This is a genomic window from Proteobacteria bacterium CG1_02_64_396 (assembly GCA_001872725.1).
Classification (GTDB): domain Bacteria; phylum Pseudomonadota; class MNWR01; order CG1-02-64-396; family CG1-02-64-396; genus CG1-02-64-396.
In genome coordinates, this window is record MNWR01000048.1 from 21,552 (window position 1) to 46,854 (window position 25,303).

25 protein-coding genes are annotated in these 25,303 nt (G+C 62.5%); 20 read left to right on the forward strand and 5 right to left on the reverse strand.

Features of this window, described 5'->3' with window-relative positions; all coding sequences use genetic code 11:
- Window positions 1–318: 318 nt before the first annotated feature.
- From AUJ55_05730 to AUJ55_05745, 4 genes are all read right to left on the reverse strand, one after another.
- Window positions 319–1,698, reverse strand: coding sequence for a hypothetical protein (locus tag AUJ55_05730; protein OIO57971.1), 1,380 nt, complete (start codon window positions 1,696–1,698; stop codon window positions 319–321).
- A gap of 197 nt (window positions 1,699–1,895) precedes the next feature.
- Window positions 1,896–2,975 carry a hypothetical protein gene (locus AUJ55_05735; GenBank protein ID OIO57972.1) on the reverse strand — a complete coding sequence of 360 codons (1,080 nt, stop codon included), beginning with the start codon at window positions 2,973–2,975 and terminating at the stop codon, window positions 1,896–1,898.
- On the reverse strand, window positions 2,969–4,039 hold the full coding sequence (locus tag AUJ55_05740; protein OIO57973.1) for a hypothetical protein: 1,071 nt from the start codon (window positions 4,037–4,039) through the stop codon (window positions 2,969–2,971). Before AUJ55_05740 ends, AUJ55_05735 begins: the two co-directional genes overlap by 7 nt.
- Before the next feature lie 104 nt (window positions 4,040–4,143).
- On the reverse strand, window positions 4,144–5,253 hold the full coding sequence (locus AUJ55_05745; GenBank protein ID OIO57974.1) for a hypothetical protein: 1,110 nt from the start codon (window positions 5,251–5,253) through the stop codon (window positions 4,144–4,146).
- Between AUJ55_05745 and AUJ55_05750 the strand changes: the two genes are divergently transcribed.
- From AUJ55_05750 to AUJ55_05790, 9 genes are all read left to right on the forward strand, one after another.
- Window positions 5,248–6,324 carry a hypothetical protein gene (locus AUJ55_05750; GenBank protein ID OIO57975.1) on the forward strand — a complete coding sequence of 359 codons (1,077 nt, stop codon included), beginning with the start codon at window positions 5,248–5,250 and terminating at the stop codon, window positions 6,322–6,324. The two genes, AUJ55_05745 and AUJ55_05750, sit on opposite strands and share 6 nt — an antisense overlap.
- Window positions 6,321–7,145, forward strand: a complete 825-nt coding sequence (locus tag AUJ55_05755) for a hypothetical protein (protein OIO57976.1) — start codon at window positions 6,321–6,323, stop codon at window positions 7,143–7,145. Before AUJ55_05750 ends, AUJ55_05755 begins: the two co-directional genes overlap by 4 nt.
- Window positions 7,142–7,702, forward strand: a complete 561-nt coding sequence (locus AUJ55_05760) for a hypothetical protein (protein OIO57977.1) — start codon at window positions 7,142–7,144, stop codon at window positions 7,700–7,702. The genes AUJ55_05755 and AUJ55_05760 overlap by 4 nt, the downstream gene beginning before the upstream one ends.
- Before the next feature lie 141 nt (window positions 7,703–7,843).
- Complete coding sequence (locus AUJ55_05765; GenBank protein ID OIO58001.1) at window positions 7,844–8,980, forward strand: hypothetical protein; 1,137 nt, start codon at window positions 7,844–7,846, stop codon at window positions 8,978–8,980.
- Window positions 8,981–9,658: a hypothetical protein gene (locus AUJ55_05770; protein ID OIO57978.1), complete on the forward strand. Its 678-nt coding sequence runs from the start codon at window positions 8,981–8,983 to the stop codon at window positions 9,656–9,658. It abuts the gene before it with no gap.
- 15 nt (window positions 9,659–9,673) lie between these two features.
- The gene (locus AUJ55_05775) at window positions 9,674–10,564 is read left to right on the forward strand and encodes a hypothetical protein (protein ID OIO57979.1); all 891 of its coding nucleotides are present in this window, start codon (window positions 9,674–9,676) and stop codon (window positions 10,562–10,564) included.
- A 131-nt stretch (window positions 10,565–10,695) separates the two neighbouring features.
- On the forward strand, window positions 10,696–11,208 hold the full coding sequence (locus AUJ55_05780; GenBank protein OIO57980.1) for a hypothetical protein: 513 nt from the start codon (window positions 10,696–10,698) through the stop codon (window positions 11,206–11,208).
- A complete protein-coding gene (locus AUJ55_05785; GenBank protein OIO57981.1) occupies window positions 11,186–12,004 on the forward strand; it encodes a glutamate racemase in 819 nt (272 codons plus the stop codon). Before AUJ55_05780 ends, AUJ55_05785 begins: the two co-directional genes overlap by 23 nt.
- 11 nt (window positions 12,005–12,015) lie before the next feature.
- Entirely contained in the window at window positions 12,016–12,345 is a 330-nt protein-coding gene (locus AUJ55_05790) for an HNH endonuclease (protein ID OIO58002.1), read from the forward strand.
- On the opposite strand, the gene AUJ55_05795 is transcribed toward AUJ55_05790, so the two are convergent.
- Entirely contained in the window at window positions 12,331–13,077 is a 747-nt protein-coding gene (locus AUJ55_05795) for a hypothetical protein (protein ID OIO57982.1), read from the reverse strand. The two genes, AUJ55_05790 and AUJ55_05795, sit on opposite strands and share 15 nt — an antisense overlap.
- Window positions 13,078–13,167: 90 nt before the next feature.
- Between AUJ55_05795 and AUJ55_05800 the strand changes: the two genes are divergently transcribed.
- From AUJ55_05800 to AUJ55_05850, 11 genes are all read left to right on the forward strand, one after another.
- Window positions 13,168–13,995 (forward strand): 2,3,4,5-tetrahydropyridine-2,6-dicarboxylate N-succinyltransferase, encoded by an 828-nt coding sequence (locus tag AUJ55_05800; protein ID OIO58003.1) that lies wholly within the window; start codon window positions 13,168–13,170, stop codon window positions 13,993–13,995.
- A 37-nt stretch (window positions 13,996–14,032) separates the two neighbouring features.
- Window positions 14,033–14,554 (forward strand): inorganic pyrophosphatase, encoded by a 522-nt coding sequence (locus AUJ55_05805; protein ID OIO57983.1) that lies wholly within the window; start codon window positions 14,033–14,035, stop codon window positions 14,552–14,554.
- Window positions 14,555–14,641: 87 nt separating this feature from the next.
- Window positions 14,642–15,367: a ribonuclease PH gene (locus AUJ55_05810; protein ID OIO57984.1), complete on the forward strand. Its 726-nt coding sequence runs from the start codon at window positions 14,642–14,644 to the stop codon at window positions 15,365–15,367.
- Window positions 15,364–15,966: a non-canonical purine NTP pyrophosphatase, RdgB/HAM1 family gene (locus AUJ55_05815; protein OIO57985.1), complete on the forward strand. Its 603-nt coding sequence runs from the start codon at window positions 15,364–15,366 to the stop codon at window positions 15,964–15,966. Before AUJ55_05810 ends, AUJ55_05815 begins: the two co-directional genes overlap by 4 nt.
- Before the next feature lie 8 nt (window positions 15,967–15,974).
- Window positions 15,975–17,147 carry a hypothetical protein gene (locus AUJ55_05820; protein ID OIO58004.1) on the forward strand — a complete coding sequence of 391 codons (1,173 nt, stop codon included), beginning with the start codon at window positions 15,975–15,977 and terminating at the stop codon, window positions 17,145–17,147.
- 729 nt (window positions 17,148–17,876) lie between these two features.
- Window positions 17,877–18,305 (forward strand): hypothetical protein, encoded by a 429-nt coding sequence (locus AUJ55_05825; protein ID OIO57986.1) that lies wholly within the window; start codon window positions 17,877–17,879, stop codon window positions 18,303–18,305.
- A 243-nt stretch (window positions 18,306–18,548) separates the two neighbouring features.
- Window positions 18,549–20,084, forward strand: coding sequence for a hypothetical protein (locus AUJ55_05830; protein OIO57987.1), 1,536 nt, complete (start codon window positions 18,549–18,551; stop codon window positions 20,082–20,084).
- Between the two features lie 65 nt (window positions 20,085–20,149).
- Window positions 20,150–21,193: a c-type cytochrome biogenesis protein CcsB gene (locus AUJ55_05835; GenBank protein ID OIO57988.1), complete on the forward strand. Its 1,044-nt coding sequence runs from the start codon at window positions 20,150–20,152 to the stop codon at window positions 21,191–21,193.
- Window positions 21,194–21,229: 36 nt separating this feature from the next.
- Window positions 21,230–22,915 (forward strand): carbon starvation protein A, encoded by a 1,686-nt coding sequence (locus AUJ55_05840; GenBank protein OIO57989.1) that lies wholly within the window; start codon window positions 21,230–21,232, stop codon window positions 22,913–22,915.
- A gap of 10 nt (window positions 22,916–22,925) precedes the next feature.
- Entirely contained in the window at window positions 22,926–24,167 is a 1,242-nt protein-coding gene (locus tag AUJ55_05845) for a glutamate--cysteine ligase (protein OIO57990.1), read from the forward strand.
- Between the two features lie 24 nt (window positions 24,168–24,191).
- On the forward strand, window positions 24,192–25,250 hold the full coding sequence (locus AUJ55_05850; GenBank protein ID OIO57991.1) for a hypothetical protein: 1,059 nt from the start codon (window positions 24,192–24,194) through the stop codon (window positions 25,248–25,250).
- Window positions 25,251–25,303: the final 53 nt, after the last annotated feature.

The window sequence follows — 25,303 nt, forward strand, 5'->3', positions numbered from 1 at the left end:
CTTTTGCCCGGGCGCCAGACCGTCGCGGATCAAGGCGGTGGCGATGCGTCGACCCTGGGCGAGCAGGGCGCTGCGGCTCCAGGGGGTGCCGTCGGCGGTGATCAACGCCACTTTGTCGGGCTGGGCTTCGACCTGAGCGATCAAGGCGGACGGCAGGCTGGTATGTTGGATCATTCGGCGCTTCCCCCTTGGAATGTGATGGTGGGGCACATTGAACAGAAGGGCGGGGATGGGGGCAACCTTTGCGCCGAAAAAGCCCATAAAAAAAGGGGCCCCGAAGGGCCCCGAACAGTCCGGAGGAGGTCCGGAAACGGTGAATCAGAACAGGTGCGAGTACATGATCTGGGCGCCGCCGCCAGCGGCGCTGGAGGTGCCGGTGCCGGTGGTGATGGATCCAGGCGCAGCAGCGGCGGTCCCCGCATCCCCCTGATGGTAGGTATGGGTGGTGCTCACCTTGGGGGTGTAGACGGCAGAAAAGTCGATGCTGTCGCTGCGACCAAGCTGGACGCCAAGACCGGCGGTGACGTGGTTCTGATAGATCGCGGGCAGCAAGGGGTTGGCGTACCCGTCGGGAACCGGGTTGTTGGCCAGGTTGGCGCCGACCCGGAAGGTCAGGCTGTCCATGCGGTACTGGGCGCCGAGCTTGACGACGTTTTGATCCTTCCAGTGCAGGGGCATGGAGAGGTTCATTTCGCCCGCCATGCTGGTGCCGTTGACCACCAGAGCGCTGACCGTGGCGTCGAAGGTATCCATGGTTTTCGACCAGTTAATCCGCTCGTAATCGGCGGTGAGCATCAGGTCGCCCATGTGCAGGGCGGCGCCCACGCCGTAGGAGTCGGGCCACTGAAAGTTGGGCAGGGCCAGATCGCCGTTGATGGTGTCGACACCACCGCCGGTGTTCATCATGTTGATCTTGACCTTGCCCTTCATGGCGCTCAGGTGCGATTTGGAGTTGTAGATCGCACCCAGGGTCAGGGCGTCACTGGGTTGGAAGGTGGCGCCCAGACGAACCCCCCAGCCGGTGGCGCTGGCTTTGTCGCCGCCCGAAAAATCGAGGGATGCAGCCTGGGGGTTGCCGATCAGGGTGGCGGTCATCATGGAGCCCAACGCCGCCTGGGTGGCTGGCGACGACATCCAGTACATGTCGGCCCCCGAGGCGAGCATCTTCATTTCCATGTCGGCGTAGCCGAAGTTCAGCGCGGCGGCCACGGCCAATTGGTCGGTCACTTTGTACGACAGGGGGACGATCAACTTGCCGTAGCGGATGTTCGAGTAATTCTCGTAAGGGGCGCCATTGCTCAGTTTGGTCCCCCATTTGGTCCCCATCCCCCCTTGACCCATCACCCCCAAACCAAAGGTCAGCGCTCCTTCACGGCGGGCGTAACCCAGGCCGGGCATCAGGTACATGGTGCCGTCGGAGGTTTGTTCGGCCGCGCCCGGTGCGGGGCTGTATTTAATGGTGGGCAGTAGAAAACCCAAGGCCACATCGAAGCGGGCGTCGCTCTCCATCAACGACAGGGTGGCCGGATTGTTCTGCATGGCGGCGGTGCCGTTGTCGTAGGCGTAGGAGGCGCCGCCCATCGCTTCGGCGATGGGGCCGTAACCGGCGAAATCCATGCCGTTGGTGGCCAGGGCGTAGGGGGCGGCGGCGACGCCGGCCGCAAGCAGCAGCAGACGGGTGGTGGTGTTGGGCTTCATCTCTTTCCTCCAGGTTGTTGGGCCGCCCGGAAGCTCGGGTCGGTCCGGCGGGGTGGCGCGGTGGGCCGCGCTCGTATCGACTCAGGCCTAGTGTCACTAGGGCGTCACATTGGTGCAGGCCAGTTGATCGGGAAAGAGAGGGGGGGACCACACAATTTTTTTGATGGCCGAATCAGGGATGTTCAACCCGATGGGATTTACAGCCGGGCATCGCGCCTGCGCAGTAACCCTCCCAGCAAGAGCCCTAGAATCAGGGTCGGCCCCACAATGGCGACCCCCATGTGAAGAGCGCCGCTTTCGGCGATGCGCCGGGCGACCTGCTCCACGACATGAAGCCCAAAACCGGCGCCGATGGCGGCGGCGACCCGCCAAGTGGCACCACCGGCGCGGGGGTTGAGCCCTCCAAGCAACGGCACCAGCAGCATCAACGCGACCGGCAAGAGCAGTGTTTGTCCTCGCTCCCACAGCGATTTCTGGATCTGAATCAGGGTCGATTCGGGGAGCTGACCCGCCCACAGCATTTGCGCCAGCGCCGAGGAGCTGAAACGGCGGGGATTGAACTGCCGCTCCATCGACTGCCGGACGCTGGGGGGCAGAGGCAAAACCTGTCCCGCCAGGTCGCGGCGCTGCCAGCCGTCGTTTGTGTGCCACAGCCGGGTTCCTTGCGAAAGCCGAACGCCGTCGGGGGTGAGCACTTCGATTTGGGCGCGGATCAGCTCCTTCGGTTGGGTTTGGCCATCGAAAACGATGCGGGTCAGAGCGGTGGGGACGGGCGATTGGGGGGGGAAGTGGAGCTGGTAGATGGTGCCGTCGGGCATGCGCAGCCAATCGCCCTCGACATCGTCGGGTAGCGGCTCACCGAATTTAACCTTCGAGATGTTGCGCATCAGCGGATCGCTGACCGGCATCACCCAGTCGCTGATCGCCACGTTGAGCGCCCCCAGCGCCAACGCCATGAAGACGAAGGGGCGGGTCAGTCGCATCAGGCCGGTCCCGCCGCTGCGCCAGGCGGTCAATTCTCCGGAGGCCAGCAACTGGTTCCAGCCGATGACCCCGGCGATGAGCAGCGCCAGGGGGCCAATTTGAATGAACATGGCGGGCAGCTTGAGCAGCTCCCACATGGCGATCAGGGCAAAATCGACCCCAGGCAGAGAGGCGAAGCGACGCATCGATTCGAACAGATCGATGGTCAGGTAGAGCCCCACCACCACCAGCAGGGTGATGCCCAGTTTGCCGATCAAGGCGCCCATAATCGCCCGGTCAAAAAGGATCACCATCGGGCCAGTCCCCCCAGGCGCAGCCGATGTAGTGATAGGGCGATGGCGGGAAGCAGTGGCAGCAAAGGAAACACCGGCAACCAAAGTGTGCTCATGTGTCGGGCAGTAACGATGTCGCTTGCCGAGGCGTTGAGCAGATACACCGCCAGCAAGACGCCGATCCCCGCCAGGATTCCCAGCCCCCCCTTGCCGGAGCGGCGGTCGGCGAAGACAAAGCCCGACATCGCCAACATGATGAGGGGGATGGTCAGGGGCAGGGTCGAACGGGCCAGGGCGATGTTTTGCCAATCGGGGTCATGCTGGAACAGCTCCCAGGTGGTTTCCCCCAAGATTCCCGCCTTGAACGCCCGGCCACTTCCTACGATGGCCAGGGGGTCTTGCACCACCACCTGAGCAAAGCGGGTCACCTCGCTGCCGTCCTCTTCCAACTGCCGCAGCAGGGTGCCGTCCTCAAGGGCGATGTTCCAGCGACCATCCTCCCCCCGTTGCCACCCCCCCCGTTTGGCCCACAGCCAGGTGTCGTCGGTGGCGATCAACAACCCCTTGTAGTTGCCCGAGTCGTCCTGCCCCTGGGCGTAGAGGGTTAGCCCCCCCCGAGTTTCGAAGAATTGGCCGGGGGGGAGGTTTTCGGGAGCCAGTCGGGTGCGGGCATCGGTGATGACCTCCGCTTGATGGGTCATCGCCTTGGGGCCGTAGTAGTGGGCGCTGGCCAGGCCGATCAGGGTCAGGGGCAGGGCGATGATGAGGAAGGGGGGAAGCAGCTGGGCCGGTCCCATGCCGGCAGCCCGTAGTCCGTCCCAGATCCCCTCGCGGTGGAGGATCGACCCGGTCATCAATACCGCCACCCCCGCCCCGATGGGGATGACGTTTCCGGCAAAAAAGGGGATCAGATCGAGCACCACGATGAACAGATCGCCCACCGCCAACCCTCGCCCCGCCATTTCGGTGGCCATACGCAGGATTTGGGTCAAAAACAGGATTCCCCCAAGCGTCGCTAGGCTCATGGTTAAAGGGCCGAGCAGGGCGCGTAGGATCAAACGGGTGGCGATCCACGAATGGTTCATGAAGACCTCAAAAATCTACGGCGCAGCCCAACTGTCCGCCTCGGCTTCCGCGTTCCGTGGGCTCTGTGTTTTGTCCGCACGCTGCGGTTGTAGAGGCCTTCATTTCAATCGCCACGCAAAAAAAGCCGGTGCAAGCGGTTGCCCCGAAAATGAGGAGGCAACTCAAGCGCAGGGGATCCGGCTAAAAAGACCTTGAACCGCTCCCCCATGCCGTCGTGGTGCATCAGCCGTTTGGCCAACGACAGGGCGTGGATCGCGTCGGGATCGTTCGGGTTGGCGGTCAGGGGCAGCAGTCGGTCGAGGATCCCCCCCTCGACCAGAAAACGGGCCTGGGTGGTGAAGGCGAGTGGGGGTAGGTTGTGGGCGGCGCAGGCGCGGGCCAAGGCCGAGAAATCGACGAAGGCGGTCAAATCTTGATCGCCGGGGCGGGTGAGCACCTCGTTGTGGGCCTGGTGACGGTGGTAGGCCTGCAAGGTGCCGGAGCGGCGGGCCGGGTGGTACAGAGCCTGAGCGTCGTCGCCGTAATCGATGGCCAGCAGGTAACCGTCCCCTCCCAGAGTTTGGGCCAGTTGGGTGACCCAGGGGGCCAGCCCCAGGCAAATCTCGACGCGATCCCCCTCGATGCGGGGGTGTTCGGGGTAGTCGGGGATGGCGGCAAGCCAGTCGGCGGGGGGGGCGCCCAACGCGGCCCAGCGCCACCCCCCCGCGCTGTCTGGCTCGACCCCCATGTGGATCCAGCCGCCGTTCTGCCATTCGAGCACCTCGACCGGGAAGGCGTCGAAAAGCTCGTTGCCCAGCACCAGGGCCGCTCCCGAGGGGGGGGCGTCGGGGGTATGCCAGGTCACATGGGGGTAACCCCGCGCCGCCAAGGTTTGCTGTTGTTCCTCCCGGCGATGGGGGGAGATCTCGACCATGTGGTAGTCCGGTTCAACCCCCTCGGCCTGAAGCGCCGCGATCAAATCGGCGGCCAGCTGACCGTTGCCGCCTCCCCACTCGACAATGCGGGGGGTGGGCAGTTGGGCCAGCAGCGCCTTGACGGCCCCCGCCAAAACCTGGGCCAACAAGGGGCTCAGGGTGGGGGCGGTGATGAAGTCCCCCTCGGCCCCGAACGGGCTTTGCGGACGCATGTAGTAGCCCGACTCGGGATCGTAGAGCGCCCGCGTCATGAATTGAGAGAAGGGGATGGGGCGCGATGGGGGGGGTGCGGATTGCATGGTCGGCTCAAGACCCCTAATCAAATTGGTGTGGTCGACCCGGCGGTCGTGGTCATCGGCGAAAAAATTCTTACCATACAAGCGATTGATTGCAGCGGGGCCACTCGGCGCAAGAACGGATCGACCACCGACAAGATGCGCGCCCCTTCCCTCCAGGACATCCCCATGACCCAACCCACCCGAATGGCGATAAGACTGCTCGTTGTATGGCTGGCGAGCGGATTCGGTACCCTCGCGACCGCCGATGAACCGGCTTCAAGCATGAGCGGCGCACGGCATCCGGGCTATCAGGCCCTGGTCGACCGGGTCGTGGAGGAGGGGGTCCCCGTCGATTATGCCCGCGCCTGGGTCGGGCAGGCCAGGATCGTGGAACAGGCGGCCGAGCAGGCGCGTCGCCCCGCCGAGTCGGTGATGACCTACGAGCGCTACCGCGCAATCTTCTATAGCGCCAAGCGGATCGAACGGGCTCGGGGGATGCTGGAACGCTACAAGCCGCTGTTTCACGAAGCCGAGGCCCGCTATGGGGTCGACCGTGAGGTGATCGCTGCCATCTTGGCGGTGGAGACCGATTTCGGACGTTTTACCGGGGTCTACCGGGTGCTCGACGCCCTGGTGACCCAGTCATTAACGGGGCAGGGGCCCCGTCGCCCCTTTTTCACCCGCGAACTGGCCAATTTTCTGATGTTCACCCGTGAGGAGGGGCAGGATCCCCAACAGGCCAAGGGCTCTTATGCCGGGGCCAGCGGCATCTGCCAGATGATCCCCTCCACCTTCCGTTCCTATGCGGTCGATATGGACGGCGACGGCAGTCGCGACATCTGGACCAGCATGGCCGACGCCATCGGCAGCACCGCCAACTATCTGCGCCGCTATAAGTTCGAGCGGGGCGGGGCGTTGGTCGATGTGGCCGGGGGTGGGTCGGGGGATTTGCTCGAATTGCAGGGGTGGTCCAAACCTTGGCGCGAGGGGGTGAACTTTCGCGCCGTCTACGCCTGGAACCACGCCGCCCCCTATGTGGCGGTGGTGGCCGAGATCGCCTCCGCCTTGCGGGGTGAGGGACAAGCGCGGTGAAGGTGTGGGTTTGGGTTTTGGGGGTGGCCCTGGCGCTGGGGGGGTGTGGCGGCCATCGCGACGCCGACACCGAAATGGACAGCGGCGGTTTGGCTGCGGTGATTCAGGCCAACATGACCCATCCTGAGGCGGGCAACGCTTTCAAAGCCCCCAGAGGTAAGCCCTATACGGTATTGGGCAAAACCTATTACCCCCTGCTCAGTCCCGCCGGATTCCGCCAAGAGGGGCTCGCCTCGTGGTATGGCCCCAACTTCCACGGCAAGCTCACCGCCACCGGCGAAACCTACGATATGCGGGGGATCTCGGCGGCCCATAAGATCCTGCCTCTCAATGCCTGGGTGAAGGTGACCAACCTGGGCAACGGGCAGAGTATCAAACTGCGCATCAACGACCGTGGCCCTTTCGTCGGCGACCGCATCATCGATCTATCGCTCGGGGCGGCCCAGCGCTTGGGAATCGTCGACCACGGCCTGGCTAGGGTGCGGATCGAATCGCTGGAGGGGGGGGCGACCACCGATTTTTCCCCCACCGACGGGCGGATCGAGGCCAAACATCCCCAGGGCGATGTGGCGGGATGGCCGGGGGAATACCCGGTGTTTTTACAGCTGGGCGCCTTTAAGGAGCGGGATCGAGCCTTGACCCTGCGTGGTCAAGCACGGGGGGCCGATCTTGACGCCTTCATCGAGGAGGTCGAAACCGCCTCCGGCCCCATGTACCGGGTGCGGGTGGGCCCCATCGCCGATGCCTCGACCCTGAACGAGGCCAAAGCCCGTCTAAGCGCGGCGAAGCTGCCCCCCCCTCGCATCGAGAGTGCCCCGTGAAACCGCACCTGCTGACCGTGTTCGGCTCCTCCGCCATTACCCCAGACGACCCCCGGTTCGACGTGGCGACCGCCTATGGGGCGGCCGCCGTTCGGGCCGGGTGGGGGGTTGTGGTGGGGGGCAACCATGGGTTGATGGGGGCGGCGATTGCCGGCGCCCGCAGCGCCGGGGGGGATGCCCGGATTGTGTTGGCCCCCGAGTTTGGCTTGGCCAGCGAATGGGATGGGGAGGCGGCGCTGCTGCTGCGGGCCGAAAGTATCTTCCACCGCATGGAACAGATGCTGGCGGTCGCCCAGGGTTTTTTGGTGCTCGATGGCGGATTGGGCTCCTTGGCCGAGCTGGCCATGGCCTGGGATCTGATGGCGGTGGGGGTGCTGCCTCGGCGGCCCTTGTGGATCCACGAAGCGGCTTGGGGTGAGACGATTACCCACCTGCAAAAGCATCTGACCTTCTCTCAAGAGGGGGCGCGTGAATTGCCCGAAATGGTGGCGGGTCCCGAAGCCTTAGAGGCGCGGCTGCGGGCGGTTGCGGCCCAGCCGCCGCTTCACTTGTTGTAATAAGTTATGGGTTTGAGGGTGGTCGGGGTTGCACCATAACCCCTGCGCATGAGTGCAGCCCCCCCAACGGTTTTGTTTTGTCTTCGTCCGCCAAGTGGTTTTGCCCTGGTGGACTACTGCTTAATTGAGGTGTCGGTTTTGTTGGTTCGTCATTCCCCGCTACGCATCGCCCTTCTGCTTTTGGCATGGCTGCCTCTGCCGGTTCACGCTGAGGATTTGGTCCCCTTTCCGGTTGAGGTTCGGGCCGCCATGTTGGTCGAGGCCGACACCGGCATCCCTCTGTACGACTTCAACGGCGAGGAGCAGATCGAACCGGCCAGTCTGACCAAGATGATGACCCTCATGGTTGTCTTCGACGCACTGCGGGCCGGGGTTATCCACCGCGACGACAAAGTGCCGGTCTCGGTTAAGGCCTGGAAGGCCGAGGGGAGCCGGATGTTCATCGAGCCCAACAAGCTGGTGACCGTCGGGCAATTGATCGATGGGGTGGCGACCGCCTCGGGCAACGACTCCGCCATCGCCCTGGCCGAATACGTGGCCGGATCGGAGGAGATCTTCGTCGAGCGGATGAACGACAAAGGCAAGGTGCTGGGGCTGAAGGGGTCCCATTTCGTCAACGTCACCGGTCTGCCCGCCCCCAACCATCGGGTGACCGCCCACGACCTGGCGACCATCGGGCGGGCGCTGGCGCACGACTACCCCGAGTTTTACCCGGTTTTTGCCGACAAAGAGATCACCTACAACGACATCTCCCAGTACAACCGCAACAAACTGTTATGGCGCGACGCCCGTGTCGACGGCATTAAAACCGGTCATACCGAATCGGCCGGTTATTGTCTGGTCACCAGCGGCAAAGAGGATGGGATGCGGTTGGTGGCGGTGGTGACCGGAGCCGGTAACCGCTCACGGGCCGAGGGTGATTCGCTGCGGCTGATCAACTACGGTTTTCGCAATTTCACCTTGAAAACCCTCTTCGCCGCCGGGGAGACGATCCGGGTGGTCAAGGTGTGGAAGGGGGAGCGGGACAGCGCCGACGCGGTACTCACCCAGCCCTTGAAGGTGTTGGTGCCCCGGGAGGGGGCCGGACAGGTGCGGGTCGAGGTCGAATACCTCGAACCCCTGATCGCGCCAGTTGCCGAGGGACAACAGATCGCCACCATGCGGGTTTCGCTGGAGGGGCGCGATCTGGCCAAGGTGCCGTTGGTGGCTCGGGCCACCGTCCCCGAGGCGGGGATGGTGGGACGGCTCATCGATTCGATCCGGCTCTGGCTTAAATAAATGGCCGCTGTGGGGGGGGTATTGCAGGCAAGGGCGCTGCTGTTCGACTTCGACGGCACCCTGGTCGACGGGTTTCGCCCCATCATGGCGGGACTCAACGCCGCCTTTGCGCACTTCGGTATGCCGCCGTGGAGCGAAGCCCAAACCCGCCAGCGGGTGGGGCGCCCCCTGACGCAGACCTTCCCCGAGATGTTCGGCGAGCGCTGGCTTGAGGCGCGCGCTTGTTTCTACGCCGCCCACGACGCCGTTTATCTTGACGATACCCAGGCGCTACCTGGGTGCGCCGAATTCCTGGCCGAGGCCTTTACCGCCGGTATCCCCATGGGGATCGTCACCAACCGCCGGGGTGATCGGACCCGCCCCCTGATTGAGGCGTTGGGGTGGGGGCGCTACTTCCCGGTGGTATTGGGGGTGGGGGACGGCCTGGAGGGTAAACCCGATCCTACCCTGCTGCGGGTGGCGGTGGCGTGGCTCGGAACCCGGCCAGGCCAAGCGGTCTACCTGGGAGACAGTCCCCTCGACATGACCACCGCCCTGGCGGCGGGGCTTGCTGGGGTGGGGGTCGCGCCGTTGCGGCAGCATCCTGAGCAGGCGATGCGGGAGGCTGGCGCTCTTCGATGTTTCGATAACTGGCAGGCGCTGCGCAGCTCGGGGTTGGTTTTGGCCCGAGATCCGTAGCCAGAGGGGGGGGGCATGGCCACCTGGAAAGAGTTGCGCAAGTTCTTCGACGATGCGTTTGCCCCCCTGGATGACGGACAGGGTTTTCGGGGCAGCGACATGTTTTGTCAGCACGGTCGAGCCCACCGCCGATTGGTGCAGATGAATCATTTGGCCGGTTATGAAGAGGGTTTTGTGTTGTTGGCGCGGGCTTGGGCGCGGGTGTTCTGGCGTATCCGCATTGTGGCGATCGTGACCGTAGGGGTGATCGTGGGGATCGACCTGTTTGCCCTGTTCCACCCCACCCCCATGAGCGAATCGATGGGGGCGATGGTCACGGCAGCGGCGCTCACCGCCCTGTTTGTTTTCATTTTCGCCGCCGACAACGGTACCTACATCGATTGCTTCAGAGCCGAGGTGGCCGAAGAGGCCGAACGGGTCAAGGCCGAGGTGAGGCATCAGGCCATGGCCAGGGTCCTGAGCAAGAACGATCCGGAGCAAAACCAACAACTCGAACGGATCTACGAGGCGGCGTTGATCCGCAACATCGAGCCGGTGTGGGGTGGCTATCGTCTGAACGATCAGAAGGCGGCCGGATACATCCATATGTGGCGAGAGTTTGTCATCCTCAAGGTCAAGTTGGGTCATGCCCATGAGTTGACCGACATGCTCGAACAGATGTGTCGGGAACTCAGTACGGTCTTCAAGCATGGCCATTCGGTGATGCGGCAGAGAAAAAACTTCTTTTCAGAAACCCTGACCGGTGTCGATCCGGCGGTATGGGGCGACTACCTGACCGATCTGGTCGATCCCGAAACCCATAACACCCTGGTCGAAACCCACAAAAGCCTGCGAAATTTACACCTTTGCCTGACGCAAACCGGGGATGAAATTCCCCTCTTGTCCACGGGGAAGTCCTCCACTTGAGCCCACGTACTCCCATCCGCATCCCTCCAGTCCGTTCCCTTTGGGAACAGTGGGACCGGGCGATTCGCCTGCGACTGATCCATCCTCTCAAACGCAGCCCCCACCCACCCGAATACACCGCCCGAGGGGTGTTGGTCGGTCTGCTTTGGGGGCTAACCCCCACCGTCGGCATCCAGATGTACTGCGCCGCCTTCACCTGGTGGGTCTGCCGAAGGTTTTTCAACTGGGATTTCAGTCTGGTCATCGCGGTCGCCTGGGTCTGGGTCTCCAACCCCCTGACCATGGTGCCGATGTACTACATCTTTTTCGTGACCGGCCAGGCGATGCTGGGGCATTGGGCCGATCTATTGGGGGGGTACCACACCTTCGCAGCTCTGTTCCACGAGGCGCTGGGCGATCCCAACCAGGACTTCATCGCCATGATGACCGCCTACGTCACCGTGGTGATGAAAGAGGTCGGGGGGCCGATGGTGCTCGGTTCCCTGCCATGGGCCATCGGCTGTGGCTGGTGGGGTTACAAGCGCAGCCTGAGTTTCTCAATCCACCATCGCGAGCGCCGTTTGGCCAAATTGCGAACCAAGCGGTCCGAAGGGGTGGCCTGCGATCTGAAGGAAGAGTGTCATGGCAAGCCCCCCTCGGTTTGACCCCCGCCCCATTGGGGTTTTCGATTCCGGGGTCGGCGGCCTAACGGTGCTGGTGGCACTGGCGGCCCGGTTCCCCGAAGAGCGTTTCCTCTATTTGGGCGACACCGCCCGTGTCCCCTATGGCACCAAGTCGGCCCGCACCGTGGCCGCCTACACCTTGCGTGCCGCCGACTTCTTGTTGCAACGCGACGTGAAGGGGATCGTGATCGCCTGCAACACCGCCTCGGCCTTGGGCATGGGGGCGTTGCAGGCCCATGCCGAGGTGCCGGTGCTCGGGGTGATCGAGCCGGGGGCCGAGCAGGCCCTTGCCCATAGTCGGGGGGGGCGGATTGCGGTGCTCGCTACACGCTCGACCGTGGTCAGCGGCGCCTACCCCGGCGCCATTCACGAATCCGACCCAGCCCGCGCCGTGCAATCGCTCCCCTGTCCCCTGTTTGTGCCGTTGGTCGAGGAGGGGTGGCTCGATCATCCGGTCACCGCCACGGTGGCTCAAACCTACCTGGCCGAGCTGCAAGCCGACGTCGACACGGTGATTTTGGGCTGCACCCATTATCCGCTGCTAAAGGGGATGCTGGAGGGTTTGCGCCCCGATTTGGCCTGGATCGACTCGGCCCAGGCGGTGGCGCAGCGGATCGCCCTGTGGTTCGAACACGGGGTGGTCGCACGTGGTGCCCGCCCCGCCGACAAGCCCCCCATCGAGTGTGTGGTCACCGACGATCCGGTCCAGTTCGGACGGGTCGCGCTGCCCTTTATGGGATCGATCCCCCTGGGGTCGGTCGAAATGGTCGACCTGTGAGCCGCGATGCCATGAGGGGTTGGTCGCTGGGGGGGCTGCTCGACGAGGAGGATCTGGCTCGGGAGCGGGCCAAGGGGCGGGAGCTGCGCGACAGCGCCTGGTGGAAGCGACGGCGTTCCGACGGCATTTGTCATTATTGCAGTCGCCACTTTCCCCCCAAGAGTCTGACCATGGACCATTTGATTCCGCTGACCCGGGGGGGGCGCAGCGAAAAATCGAACCTGGTCCCCTGCTGCAAGGAGTGCAACAAGGCCAAGGGGAATTTGCTGCCGACCGAGTGGGAGGAATACCTGGCGCGGATTCGGCAGGAAAACCCGGAGGGGGGATCAGCGTCCGGCTAGGTGGCCGACCCATTCGTGAATGGCGTCGGCGCTGTCGCTCAAGGTGCCCGACAGGGGGCGCAATGCCGTAAGCCAATTGTTCGCTACGAACCATCGTGGGTCGGCGGGCACGGGAAGGAATTCGATCCCCTCTTGCACAAACGCGCGGCTGGCTCGACGCAGGTGGATCCCCGAGGTCACCAAAATCACCCGCTCGACACGGAGCGACGCCAACACCCCATGCACCATGGTCGCGTTACTGCGGGTGGTGGCCGAATTCGATTCGGCAATCCCCTTAGGGATCCCCCCCCAGTTCATCGCCTGTTCGATCATCATCTCAGCTTCAGAACGTTGGGTTTTGATGGCACCACCGCTGGCGATCAGGGGGAGATTCAGATCGTGGGCCATCCGCCAAGCGACGTTCAGCCGAGCCAGTGCGCTGGGGGCGATGGCGTCGCCTTGCAGGGGGGAATTCAGCACCCCACCCCCAAGAACCACCACCGCTTGGGGCTGAAACGTGGCAATCGCCGCGGCGTCTGGGGGGGGGAAAGGGGCCTCCAGCGGCTCACAGAGCAGGTTGCGACCGAAGGGGATGGCCAGCAGGTAGGTGGTTACGAACAAGGTAGCGGCCAAGGCACGCCCCCTCCCCCGGCTTTTCCAGGTCAGAATCGCCAGGGCGAGCAGCAGCCAACCGATCCACTCTCCCAGTAATCCTGCAATTTTAAGAAAGACAAACCCCAACCCCGTTTCCATCGCCACCCGCCCCCCATTTATGGTTCAATTCCGCCCCCTCAGAAATTTGATGAAGAAGCTCGAAGGAGATCATGCATGACCCAGTCGTCGATGGGCGCCCTGCAAACCCGTATTGAAGCCGCTTGGGAGATCCGCGACCAGTTTTCGCCCGCCCAGGCTCCCGCCGATGTCCGCCAGGCGGTCGATGAGGCGCTGGCGGCGCTCGATGCCGGAAGCGTCCGTGTGGCCGAGCCCGACGCTGCCGTTCCCCGTGGTTGGAAGGTCAACGAGTGGCTCAAGAAGGCGGTGCTGCTCTCGTTCCGCCTGAACGACAACGTGGTGATTCCCGGTAGCGATCAGAACTACTTCGATAAGGTGCCGCTGAAATTCGCCGGTTGGAGCGACGCGCAATTCCGGGCCGCCGGGATTCGGGTCGTCCCCCCCGCCGCCGTGCGGCGCGGCGCCTACATCGCCCCCGGCGCGATTTTGATGCCCTCGTATGTGAACATCGGCGGTTACGTCGATTCGGGGACGATGGTCGATACGTGGTCGACCGTCGGCTCCTGCGCCCAGATCGGTAAGAACGTCCACCTGTCGGGTGGCGTTGGTATCGGCGGGGTGCTCGAACCCTTGCAGGCCAGCCCCACCATCATCGAGGACGACGTCTTTGTCGGTGCCCGCTCCGAGGTGGCCGAGGGGGTGATCGTTGGGCGCGGCGCGGTGCTGTCGATGGGGGTCTACATCGGGCAATCGACCAAAATCGTCAATCGGGCTACCGGTGAAATCACGCAGGGTTATGTTCCCCCCTACAGCGTGGTGGTCTCGGGAACCCTGCCCGGCAAGGATGGGGGTCCCGGCCTGTACTGCGCAGTCATCGTCAAGCAGGTCGACGAGAGGACCCGCTCCAAAACCAGCATCAACGATTTGCTGCGCGGTTGAGCAGCAACTTTTCTTTCACCGCTTTCAAGAGGCAACCATGGACATCAGCAAAATCTCCCCCGGCAAAAATCCCCCCGAGGACATCAACGTCCTGATCGAGATCCCTCAGGGCTCGAACGTGAAATATGAGGTCGACAAAGACAGCGGCGCCGTCGTGGTGGACCGCTTTTTGTTCACCCCCATGTTCTACCCCCTGAACTACGGCTTCATCCCCGGCACCCTGTCGCTCGACGACGATCCGACCGACGTGCTGGTGGTCGCCAGTCAGCCGGTGGTTCCCGGTTCGGTGATTCGCTGCCGCCCCATCGGGGTGCTTGAGATGGAAGACGAATCTGGTATCGACGCCAAGGTGTTGGCGGTCCCCCACGACAAGCTGACTCTGGCCTACAAAGACATCACCGAGGCGACCCAGCTGCCCCAGGCGCTGCGCGATCAGATCCAGCACTTCTTCGAGCACTACAAGGATCTGGAGCCCGGCAAGTGGGTGAAGGTTAAGGAGTGGCAGGATGCGGCCACTGCCAAGAAGATCATCGCCGAGGATGTGGTCCGCGCCGGTTAAGGCGGTCGTTTGAGGGTTCGAGGGGGGAGGGGGCGTTTGCGTCCCCTCCCCTTCTTTTTCTGCACAACAACGAACAACGGAACAGCGATGCCAGAGCGCACCAACGGCCGGGCCCATGACGCCCTGCGCCCCATCACCATCGAGCGCAACTACATCCGCCACGCCGAGGGCTCTTGCCTGATTGCGTTCGGCGATACCAAGGTGATCTGCACCGCTTCGGTGGAGGAAAAGGTCCCCCCTTTCCTGCGCAATCAAGGCAAGGGGTGGGTGACCGCCGAATACGCCATGCTGCCCCGCAGCGCCCACCAGCGCATGGTGCGCGAGGCGGCCAAAGGCAAGCTCGGGGGGCGGACCATGGAGATCCAGCGCCTGATCGGTCGCAGCCTGCGCTCCGTGGTCGATCAAAAGGCGCTCGGGGAGCGGACCATCTGGCTCGATTGCGACGTCATCCAGGCCGACGGGGGAACCCGCACCGCCTCGATCACTGGCGCCTACATCGCCCTGACCGATGCCATCGCCCACTTGATGAAAACCAAGAAGATCTCGACCAACCCGCTGCGTGATTTTGTGGCGGCGGTTTCGGTGGGGATCGTCGATGGCCAACCGGTGCTTGACCTCGATTACCCCGAAGATTCCAGTGCCGAGGTCGACTTCAATGTGGTGATGACCGGCAAGGGGGAGTTCATCGAGGTCCAAGGGACTGGCGAAGAGCGCCCCTTCAGTCGTGAGCAGCTCGACGCCATGCTGGCATTGGCGGGTAAAGGGATCAGTCAGCTCATCAAAACCCAAATGAAGGCGCTGGCTGGGCAATGAAGGGGCAGACCCTCCTGCTCGCCTCGACCAACCAGGGCAAGCTGGCGGAGATTCGCCAGGCCTTGGCGCCGTTGGGGTGGTCGGTGGTCGATCCGTCGACCCACCCCATTGGCGAGGTCGAGGAGGACGGTGCCACCTTTGTCGCCAATGCCGTGAAGAAGGCGACCACGGCGGCGCGGGCGACCGGACTGCCCACCCTGGCCGACGACTCGGGGTTGGTGGTCGATGCCCTGGGCGGCGCTCCGGGGGTGGTTTCGGCCCGCTTTGCCGCCTTGGAGGGGGCAGGGGTGGGGGACGCGGCCAACAACACCCTGCTGCTGCACAAACTCGAAGGATTGCCGCAGGACCAATGTACCGCCCGCTTTATTTGCGCCCTGGCTCTGGTGTGGCCCGACGGGCGCACCGTGACCGCCGAAGGGGTAGTGGAGGGGTATATCCTCAAGGCACCGCGGGGCGGGAACGGTTTCGGCTACGACCCTTTGTTCTTCGTGCCCGAGCTTGGATGTACCACCGCCGAACTGAGCAAGGAGGAGAAAAATCGGATCAGCCATCGGGGGCGGGCCATCCGAATGCTGGTCGCCAAGCTGGAGGGGCTCTGAGGGGCTCCCTGCCCCAAGGGCGGGGAGCCCCTTTCGGGCTCTACGTCCATCTGCCCTACTGCCTGCACCGTTGCTCCTACTGTGACTTCAACGCCCACGTTCGCAGCGATCCCCCCTTCGATGCCATGGCGGCGGCGATTCTGGCCGACCTCGATGGTCAGATCGCCCGTTTTCCAGCGATGGCGATGCGCCCCTGCACCTCGATCTTCTTCGGCGGCGGCACCCCCTCGCTGTTCCCCCCCGACCGTATTGCCTTCCTGATTCAAGGATTTGCGGAGCGGCTCAAACTCATCCCCGACCTCGAAATCACCCTAGAGACCAATCCAGCCACTCGGGAACACGGCCGTTTTCAGAGCTATCGCGATGCCGGAATCAATCGTATGTCGCTGGGGGTGCAGTCCTTCGACGAAGCCGATTTGAGGTTCTTGGAGCGTCTGCATGATGCAGATCAGGCACAGCGGGCGATCCAAGAGGCGGTGGCGATCTTCCCCAGGGTCAGTCTCGATCTGATGTACGGATTGCCGGGACGCGACTTGGCCCATTGGCAGGAGCAATTGCGGCAGGGGCTGGCCACCGGGGTGGGGCATCTATCGGCCTATCAGCTGACCGTGGAGCCGCAAACCCCAATGGGTAGAGGTCATGCTGCCCAACCGTTGGCGCTACCCGACGACGATCTCTCGTGCGATCTGACCGAAACCACCTGGGCGCTGGTTGATCGGGCGGGGCTAACGCCTTACGAGCTGGCCAATTTCGCCCGGCCGGGGCAGCGCTGCCGCCACAACCTGCATGTCTGGCGTTACGGCGACTACATCGGGTTGGGGGCGGGGGGGCATGGCAAGTGGGGCGAAGAGGGGAAAATCTGGCGACGGGCCAATCCAAAATCGCCCGAGGGGTATTTGGCCGATCCCCATCAGGGGCCTTGGCAGAGGGTATTGCCCGAACAGGGGCTTGAGGAGGCCTTGCTTTCGGGGTTGAGGACAAGCGAGGGGGTGGTCCGCAAGAGGGTCCAGGCCAGGACCGGACTCAGCCTCCCCCTGATTCCCGAGACCTTGCTTGGCGGGGGCTGGCTTAATGAACGGGGTGCGCGGATCGCGGCAAGTCGTGAAGGCTGGATGATGCTGGACGAGGTCGTGGTGCGATGGCTGGTTCACGCCCAGGAGGTTCGTTCCCGAAAGGGGTGAGGCCATCGACGGGGGTATTGGCCGCTTGTCGGGGCGCTAAGGTCCGCAGGTAGTAGACCAAGGCCCAAATGTCGGAATCCTTGATTATCGTGCTCCAGGCAGGCATCCGCTTAGTAACGGTTGAGCCGTTTTTGATGACCCAAAATAGCTCGCCGTCGCTGCGAAGGGCATGAAAATTGGCGTCGGTAAAATCACGGGGCCTGGGGGCCAGGTTTTCGCTGCCCGGCCCATTGCCCTGGCCATTGTCGCCATGGCACCAGGTGCAACGTGAGCGAAACAACATGCGCCCTTGCTCCAGGTTTTCGTCCGAAAGGTGGATGGGGCTGACCATACTGCTGGCCAGTTGCAATTCCTTGCCCGCGACACGGGGGATCGAGAGATCGTAATCCTGTGCCGCAGCCTCCAGGCACCAGCACAGCATGGAGGCCAGGACGGTCAGGAGCGCATTAATGGGTCGAAGGTAAGAATGCAATCTTTGATGCCTCGCCAAAATGGTACACAAGAGCGGAGCTCGCCGAGCCCGAGGGGATTTTAGCCACCTCTAGGAATGGGGAGCAATGTTCTGCTTCGGTTTACCGGGCGCCTTCCAGAGACCAAACTTGACAAGCCCAGGGTGCTTGGTGTTTCGTTTCCCCCTCTTAACACCCGAGACAGCGTCGCGATTCCTACACGGCGCGTATAACAAAAATCCGAGATACGCAAACAAACGTTGCGAAGAGGAGGAAGAGAATGAGCATTCGCCACATCATTGGCCTTGCTGCCGTCGCCGGGGTCGGGTTTGGGTTGATGGCCAGCACAGCAATGGCTGAGACCGACGCGCTGGCCCCCCGGGCGCCTAAGTCGGCCGTGACCATGAAGAACCCCACCATGAAGAACGATGTTGCTGCTGGCAAGGTCATCTTCACGGAGCTGTGCAGCGCATGCCATGGCGATACCGGGGTGGGCGATGGTCGCTCTGCAGAGTTGCTGGATCCCAAGCCCCGCGACTTCACCAGCAAGGTTTGGCAGAAGACCCGTACCGATGGCGAGATTTTCTGGCTGATTCAGAATGGTTCCAAGCACACCAAGATGGAGGGCTTCGGACAATCCAAGCTCGACCTCTACAGCGATACCGAGATGTGGTCGCTCGTGAACTACATCCGGTCGCTCGCCAAGTAATTTGGCTGATCGTTTGCCGTACCGGGACGCCCCGCAGGGAAACTGCGGGGCGTTTCTTTTTCTGGGAGCCCCCGTTTCGACAATGTCCCTCGGGTTTTCTGGGTTGTTTGCATCGCCCTTCCCGGCGAGACTTCCCGACCGTTGTTCCCCATTCCTCTTTGGTTGAGCCCTCCAGGTATGTCCTCCAGCGTCCAACGATCCCCCGGACCCCAGGGGAGCAGAATCGTCGCCTCCCTGGCATCCATGAAACTGGCCATCAATCTGTTGGTGGTGATGGCCATTGCCTCGGTCATCGGCACGGTGTTGCAGCAAAATCAACCCTTTGCCGATTACCGCGACCAATTCGGCCCTTTCTGGTTCGAAGTGCTGCGCGCCCTGAGCATGTTCGACATGTACCACTCATGGTGGTTTTTGGGGATTTTGATCTTCCTGGTCATCAGCGTGACCACCTGCCTGTGGCGCAATACGCCCCGGATGATCCGCGACATGCGCCGTCATCGGGTCGTGATCGCCGATAAGTCCCTTAAAAACCACCACTTTCGCCAAGTCTACCGCACCGCCGAATCCCGTGAAGGTCTGCTGGATTTGGCGCAGTCCACCTTGAGTGGACGGGGGTGGCACTTTCAAAGGGAGGATGCGGGGGAGGCGACCTACCTGCTGGCTCAGAAGGGGCGTCTCAATCGAGTCGGTTACATCTTTACCCACTTGGCCATCCTGGTGATCTGTTTCGGAGGGCTTCTGGGGGGGAACATCCCTTTGCAGCTCAAGGTGCTGACCGGGCAGATCGAGCCCCAGGACGAGATGAACTGGGAAGACAATACCGCCTTCCGAGGCAGCATCAGCATCCCCGAGGGCGACTCGGTTCAGTACCTCTATTTGCCTTTCGGCGACTCGTATCTGGTGCAGAAACTCCCCTTCGAGGTGCGATGCGACGCGTTCGACATCGAGTTTTGGGAGACCGGTGCCCCCAAGAGCTTCAAGAGCGACTTGGTGATTCTGGAGGATGGCAAAGAGGTCAAACGGCAGACCATTGAGGTTAACAAGCCGCTCACCTACCGCGGGGTAACGATTTACCAGTCCTCTTTCGGCGACTCCGGTTCGATCATCCGTTTCAAGGCATACCGGGTTGACGGCAGCGAAGACCTGCTCGAAGCCCAGGTCCACGGGCGGATCATGGACGACAAGTCGGGCTGGTCAATTGAGGTGACCGATTTCCGCCAGTACAACGTACAGAACTTCTCAGACAACCCGGTGGCGCCTGAATTTCAGGATGTGGGGCCAAGCGTCGAGTTTGTGCTGCGCGACGGCCAGGGCGCATGGAAGTACCGCATTTACCAAAATTACCAAAATCTGATTGAACGCTGGGACGATGCCAATCGGCAGTGGAGTTTCGTGAACTTGGCGACCAACCCCGAGTTCATGCGCGCCTACCCTGCCCCCTTCTTGCTCTCGATCGATCATTGGGAACAGAAGCGCTACACCGGTCTACAGATGACCCGGGATCCCGGTGTTTGGCTGGTCTGGGTCGGTTCGGCATTGTTGGTCTTCGGCATGGGGGTGATGTTCTACATGCCCCACCGTTTGGTGCGCATCGTAGTGCGGCCCAGCGAAGAGGCAGGGGAGCATGAGGTTTATCTGGTCGGGACGACCCAAAAGAACGTCATCGATTTTGCCCAACAATTTTACGTGCTGGGGCAACGTCTGACCGAGGCGCTGGGCAAACCGGTTGAGGAGGGGCATCCCATGGAACTCCTCAAGGGTCGTGCCCACCAAGCGTAGCCCGACCTCCAGAGGGCCGTATTTTGCGGCCCTTTTTCATGTATTCCCTGTAGGAGGATGCCTTCGTGAGCGATCACGCCACCACGATTTCACCTTTTAATACCCAATGGTCTCCCACCACCGGGTATTTGTTTCGCCCGTATCTGATCGCCATCGCCTTCATCGCCATCATGACTCTGTCGGCCTATGGTCTGTACGGCGGCGAAATCGGACGGAGCGAGCAGAACTTCTTCTTGAAATACCTGCTGGCCAGCCAATCGGCCATCGCCTGGATGAACGCCCTGTTCATGATTGCGGCGGTGGTTTACATCGTGCATTTGGTGGTCCGTAACCCCTTTGCCGGCAAGGTAGCGACCTTCACCACCTGGTCGGCGGTGATCTTTGGGTTCACCGGTTTGCTCGTACGCTGGCAGGAGACCTATCTCATCAACCCCGAATGGGGCCATGCTCCGGTCTCCAACCTTTACGAAGTTTTTATTCTGCTCTCGGTCATCACGGGCTTGATCTACCTCTACCTAGAACGCCGTTATCAGGTTCGCACGTTGGGGGCTTTTGTTCTGCCCTTGATCGTGGGAGCGGTGCTCTTCGATCTTTGGCTGGCCTCCAACAACGGGAGCATGATTAAGCCGTTGGTCCCGGCGCTTCAGTCCTATTGGATGAAAATCCACGTTCCGGCCAACTTTGTTGGGTATGGCGCCTTCATGGTCGCTTGCGGCGCTGGGATGATGTTCCTGTTGCGCGAACGGGCCGAGAGCAAGGGCAATCCCAACGCCTTCTCAGTGAAGTATTTCCCCACCCTCGATCAGCTTGACGAGCTCAATTACAAGGCGATTCTGATCGGCCTGCCCACCTTTACCCTGGCGATCATCCTTGGCGCCGCTTGGGCCAACGAGGCCTGGGGCGGCTACTGGTCTTGGGATCCCAAAGAGACCTGGTCGCTGATCGTTTGGCTGGTCTACGCCGGTTTCCTGCATGCCCGCATTTCGAAGGGGTGGCGCGGACTGCCGATGGCCTGGTGGTCGGTGGCTGGGTTCCTGGTCACCCTGTTTTGCTTCGTTGGGGTGAACATGTTCCTGGCGGGTATGCACTCCTACGGCCGGTTGACCTAAAGCGATGAACGGGCTGATGCGGATCGGGGTGGCGGCATGAATTCCGTCTTTCCCATGGTGGCGACGCTGGCGGTGCTCTATTTCGTCGGCTTTCGGGTTTATTCCAAGGTGATCGAGTCGCGGTTGGTGGTCCCGAGCGACCAGCCGACCCCGGCGGTGACGATCAACGACGGGGTCGATTATGTTCCGGCCCGCCTTCCGGTCCTCTTCGGACACCATTTTTCATCCATCGCCGGGGCGGGGCCGATCATTGGCCCCATCGTGGTGCTGGCCGCTTTTGGCTGGCTCCCGGCCCTGCTCTGGATCGTGGCGGGCAACATCTTCATCGGCGCCGTCCACGACTATTTGGCGTTGATGCTCTCGGTGCGTCACGGTGGGGCCAGCATCGCCGAGATCTCCCGCACAGCGTTGGGGGAGCGGGCCGCGACGATCTTCTCGGTCTTTTTGTGGCTGGCGATGATCCTGGTGGTGGCGGTCTTCGGGGTGGTTGGGGCCAAGACCCTGGTCGCCAAGCCCGAGATGGTGATCCCGACCCTGGTGCTCATTCCCACCGCCATGGCGCTGGGTTGGGCGGTTTACCGCAAGGGGGCGCCGTTGATGTTGGCGACCCTGGCGGCATTGATTGTCAACTTTGCCTCGATTTGGGTTGGTTACCTCTATCCGGTGGCCGTTGAGGGGACAACCTGGGGGATGGATCCGATTCAGTTCTGGTTCGTCGCCTTGATGATCTACGCAGGTACCGCCGCCATGATGCCGGTCCACTGGCTGCTGCAACCCCGTGATTATCTGGCTACCTATAACCTCTATATCGCCTTGGGGTTGGGAATCGTGGGTCTGATCGTCGTCCATCCCACGATTCAGGCCCCCGCCTTCACCGGTATGGTGGACGCAACCCAGGGGCCCCTCTGGCCGATGCTCTTCATCCTGATCGCCTGCGGCGCCATTTCGGGTTTTCACGCCTTGGTGGCGGGGGGGACAACCTCCAAGCAGCTGCCCAGTGAGCGTGCCGGGCGTTTGATCGGTTACGGCGGCATGCTCACTGAAGGGGTGTTGGCCACCATGACCCTGATGTTGGTGGCGGGGGGGCTGTACTGGGTGCTGCCCGAAGGGGCTCCCGCCAGCTACGGGTTTCAAGAATCGATGGCGGCGGGGGGGTGGATTGTGGTCTTCGGCAACGCCTTTGGGCGGGTTGTGCATGAGATGCTCCCCTTCGTTTCGGTCGCCATCGCCGCCATGATCGCCATGATCGCCCTGAACACCTTTATCCTGACCACCCTCGACACCGCCACCCGCATCACCCGCTTTCTGGTGCAGGAGTCGGTGGGGCGGCGGATTCCCCTGTTCCGCAACCCCTCCGTGGCCCTGGCGTTAGTGCTGGTGCCCGCCTTTTTGATCGGGGCGACCAATTCCTGGGTCACCATCTGGCCGGTCTTCGGTGCCACTAATCAGCTCATTGCTGTGATGGCGCTGTTCGTGATTTCCACTGTGCTGCTCGCCCAGGGACGCAGCGTGCGCTTTACCTTGATTCCGGCGATCTTCATGTGGGTGACCACCATGGGGGCGTTGGTTTGGCAGAGTTACAGCTTCCTGACCGCCGAGCCGAGCAACGTCTTCCTCGGAGTGGTGGCGCTGCTGTTGCTGGGGTTGGCGCTCTACATCGGTGTTGGGGCGCTGCGTAAATTTGGGGGACAGCCTGTGGAAGTGGCGACGCAGACGTCGTGACGGAGCATTTATGATTCACATGCTGCGGGAGCTTGAATCCCGGCTGACCCTCAAGCGGGATCGGGTCGCCCAATGGTGGCAAGAAAGCTCGGCCCAAGTGCCGCCACCCTTTTTAACCTCGGTCGATCTGCGCAACGCCGGATTCAAAATCGCTGCCGTCGACGCAAACCTCTTTCCTGCTGGATTCAACAACCTGTGCAGCCGCTTCCGGCAGGAGGCAGTGCGCCTGTTTCAGCGCCACCTCGACCGCCATTTTCCGACCGCTAGCCACATCCTACTGATTCCCGAGCCCCATACCCGAAACCCCTTTTATGTCGATAATTTAAGGGTTCTGGTCGATCTTCTTGAGGGAACCGGCAAGCGGGTTTCGTTGGGTGGATTTGTCGACGAGCCGTTGGTTTTGGAGGGGAATCAGGGGCTTGCGCTCACACTGTTGCCCATCGAACGGCAAGGCTCGGTTCTGGGGACGCAGGCGGGACTGCCCGATCTGGTCATGCTCAACAACGACTTGTCGGGGGGGGTGCGCGAGGAGTTGATCGGTCTGAGTCAGCCGGTCCTGCCCGCCGCCGATTTGGGTTGGCACCGCCGCCGCAAGTCGGACCACTTCCACCATCTGCAACAGGTCATCGAAGAACTCAGTTCCATCCTTGAGGTTGACCCCTGGTTCCTACAGCCCATCACCCGGGTGTGCCATCAGGTCGATTTTAAAGAGGGACAAGTCGACTGCGTCGTCTCGAACGTGGAGCAAACCCTCGACGAGATCGCCGATGCCTACCGCCGCTACGGCATCCAAGAAAACCCCCACGTCTACCTCAAAGCCAACGCTGGGACCTACGGCATGGGGATCATGACCGTGACCTCGGCCGACGAGGTGCGGGCAATGAACCGCAAGCAGCGCAACAAGATGGATGTCATCAAAGATCGCCAGAAGGTCTCCTCGATCCTCATTCAGGAGGGGGTGCCGACCGTCGATCAGGTGGGGGGACAAACCGCCGAGCCGGTGATGTACCTGGCCGACGGCGAGGTGTTCGGCGGTTTTTACCGCATCCACGCAGGGCGCGACCGTTACAAGAGTCTCAACGCCGCCGGAATGACCTTCATGCGGCTGTGTTTCACCGATTTGACCCGGGATGTACATCCCGCCGATTGTTTTGAGGATTCCTGTCGCTACCACCTGTATGCCACCGTCGCTCAGGCGGCGGCGATGGCGGCGGCACGGGAGGCCCAGGCGCTGTTGATGCCCGCGGCTTGACGATTGAACCGACGTGGAGGAGTGATGGCCCGAGGGGGGGTGAGGTGGTTGCGGGGGGTGACAGCGGCGCTGCTTACCTTGGTGCTCGTCGCTGGTTGCGACAGCGGCAAGAAGGGGGAGGGAGAGGCCGTAGCCGAGGCCATGACGGTCCATCACGTCACCGAGTTTTTGATGGGGACGGTGGTCGATCTCTCGGTGTATGCCCGCAAGGATGATCCCAAGGTGCAGGGGGCGATCCAGGCGGCCATGGACGAAATTCGGCGCATCGAGGCGCTGATGACCCCGTGGCAGAAGCAAACCCCCCTTAAGGCGCTCAACGCCGCTGCGGGCCAAGGTTGGGCGCCGTTGTCCTGGGAGATTGGACAGGTGCTCGATCAAGCGCTGTTGGTCGATGAGATCTCAGGCGGCAGCTTCGACCCCACCCTAGGCAAACTCAATCAGCTCTGGGGTTTTTCCAACGACGTCGCTCCCACCGCCCCCCCCGATCCCGACCGGCTTCAAGTGCTGCTCAAGAGTGCGGGTCGGACCCGCATCGCCATCCGCCAAGCTCCCAGCGGACGGGAAATCCGCTTTGCCGACGACAACCTTTGGCTCGATCTGGGAGGGATCGCCAAGGGGTATGCCATCGACCGAGCTTTCGAAACCCTGCGGGCGGAGGGGTATGACAACATCATCGTCAACGCTGGGGGCGACGTGCGATTGCACGGCCAACGGGGTGATCGCCCCTGGCGTATCGGCATCACCGATCCGCGCCAAGAGGACGATGTGATCGGGGTTGTCTCGGTGGGTGACCGCGCCGTGGTCACCTCGGGCGATTACGAGCGGTTTTTTATGTACGAGGGTAAGCGCTACCACCACATCCTTGATCCCCATACCGGGTATTCAAGTCGGGGAGTGATCTCGGCGACGGTGATCGCCCCGACCGCCACCGAGGCCGACGCCCTGTCGACCGCCGTGTTCGTGCTGGGGATCGACAAGGGGCTCGCTCTGGCCGAAGGATTGCTCGGGGTCGAGGCGCTGCTGATCGATGAGGATCAGAAAATCTATCGCACGACCGGCTTTGGCCGTTTCATGGCGGATTAGGCGGTGCTAGGGGGGCGCGCTGACGACGGGGGACGTTGGGCGGCACTTCGCTC

What these genes read in the sequence shown, in the direction of transcription:
- AUJ55_05840 (OIO57989.1), top strand. Translation starts at nt 21,230, where the DNA reads ATGAATTCCGTCTTTCCCATGGTGGCGACGCTGGCGGTGCTCTATTTC.
- AUJ55_05740 (OIO57973.1), bottom strand. Translation starts at nt 4,039, where the DNA reads ATGAACCATTCGTGGATCGCCACCCGTTTGATCCTACGCGCCCTGCTC.
- AUJ55_05790 (OIO58002.1), top strand. Translation starts at nt 12,016, where the DNA reads ATGAGGGGTTGGTCGCTGGGGGGGCTGCTCGACGAGGAGGATCTGGCT.
- AUJ55_05830 (OIO57987.1), top strand. Translation starts at nt 18,549, where the DNA reads ATGAAACTGGCCATCAATCTGTTGGTGGTGATGGCCATTGCCTCGGTC.
- AUJ55_05815 (OIO57985.1), top strand. Translation starts at nt 15,364, where the DNA reads ATGAAGGGGCAGACCCTCCTGCTCGCCTCGACCAACCAGGGCAAGCTG.
- AUJ55_05745 (OIO57974.1), bottom strand. Translation starts at nt 5,253, where the DNA reads ATGCAATCCGCACCCCCCCCATCGCGCCCCATCCCCTTCTCTCAATTC.
- AUJ55_05845 (OIO57990.1), top strand. Translation starts at nt 22,926, where the DNA reads ATGATTCACATGCTGCGGGAGCTTGAATCCCGGCTGACCCTCAAGCGG.
- AUJ55_05825 (OIO57986.1), top strand. Translation starts at nt 17,877, where the DNA reads ATGAGCATTCGCCACATCATTGGCCTTGCTGCCGTCGCCGGGGTCGGG.
- AUJ55_05805 (OIO57983.1), top strand. Translation starts at nt 14,033, where the DNA reads ATGGACATCAGCAAAATCTCCCCCGGCAAAAATCCCCCCGAGGACATC.
- AUJ55_05785 (OIO57981.1), top strand. Translation starts at nt 11,186, where the DNA reads ATGGCAAGCCCCCCTCGGTTTGACCCCCGCCCCATTGGGGTTTTCGAT.
- AUJ55_05730 (OIO57971.1), bottom strand. Translation starts at nt 1,698, where the DNA reads ATGAAGCCCAACACCACCACCCGTCTGCTGCTGCTTGCGGCCGGCGTC.
- AUJ55_05800 (OIO58003.1), top strand. Translation starts at nt 13,168, where the DNA reads ATGGGCGCCCTGCAAACCCGTATTGAAGCCGCTTGGGAGATCCGCGAC.
- AUJ55_05735 (OIO57972.1), bottom strand. Translation starts at nt 2,975, where the DNA reads ATGGTGATCCTTTTTGACCGGGCGATTATGGGCGCCTTGATCGGCAAA.
- AUJ55_05810 (OIO57984.1), top strand. Translation starts at nt 14,642, where the DNA reads ATGCCAGAGCGCACCAACGGCCGGGCCCATGACGCCCTGCGCCCCATC.
- AUJ55_05775 (OIO57979.1), top strand. Translation starts at nt 9,674, where the DNA reads ATGGCCACCTGGAAAGAGTTGCGCAAGTTCTTCGACGATGCGTTTGCC.
- AUJ55_05770 (OIO57978.1), top strand. Translation starts at nt 8,981, where the DNA reads ATGGCCGCTGTGGGGGGGGTATTGCAGGCAAGGGCGCTGCTGTTCGAC.
- AUJ55_05850 (OIO57991.1), top strand. Translation starts at nt 24,192, where the DNA reads ATGGCCCGAGGGGGGGTGAGGTGGTTGCGGGGGGTGACAGCGGCGCTG.
- AUJ55_05795 (OIO57982.1), bottom strand. Translation starts at nt 13,077, where the DNA reads ATGGAAACGGGGTTGGGGTTTGTCTTTCTTAAAATTGCAGGATTACTG.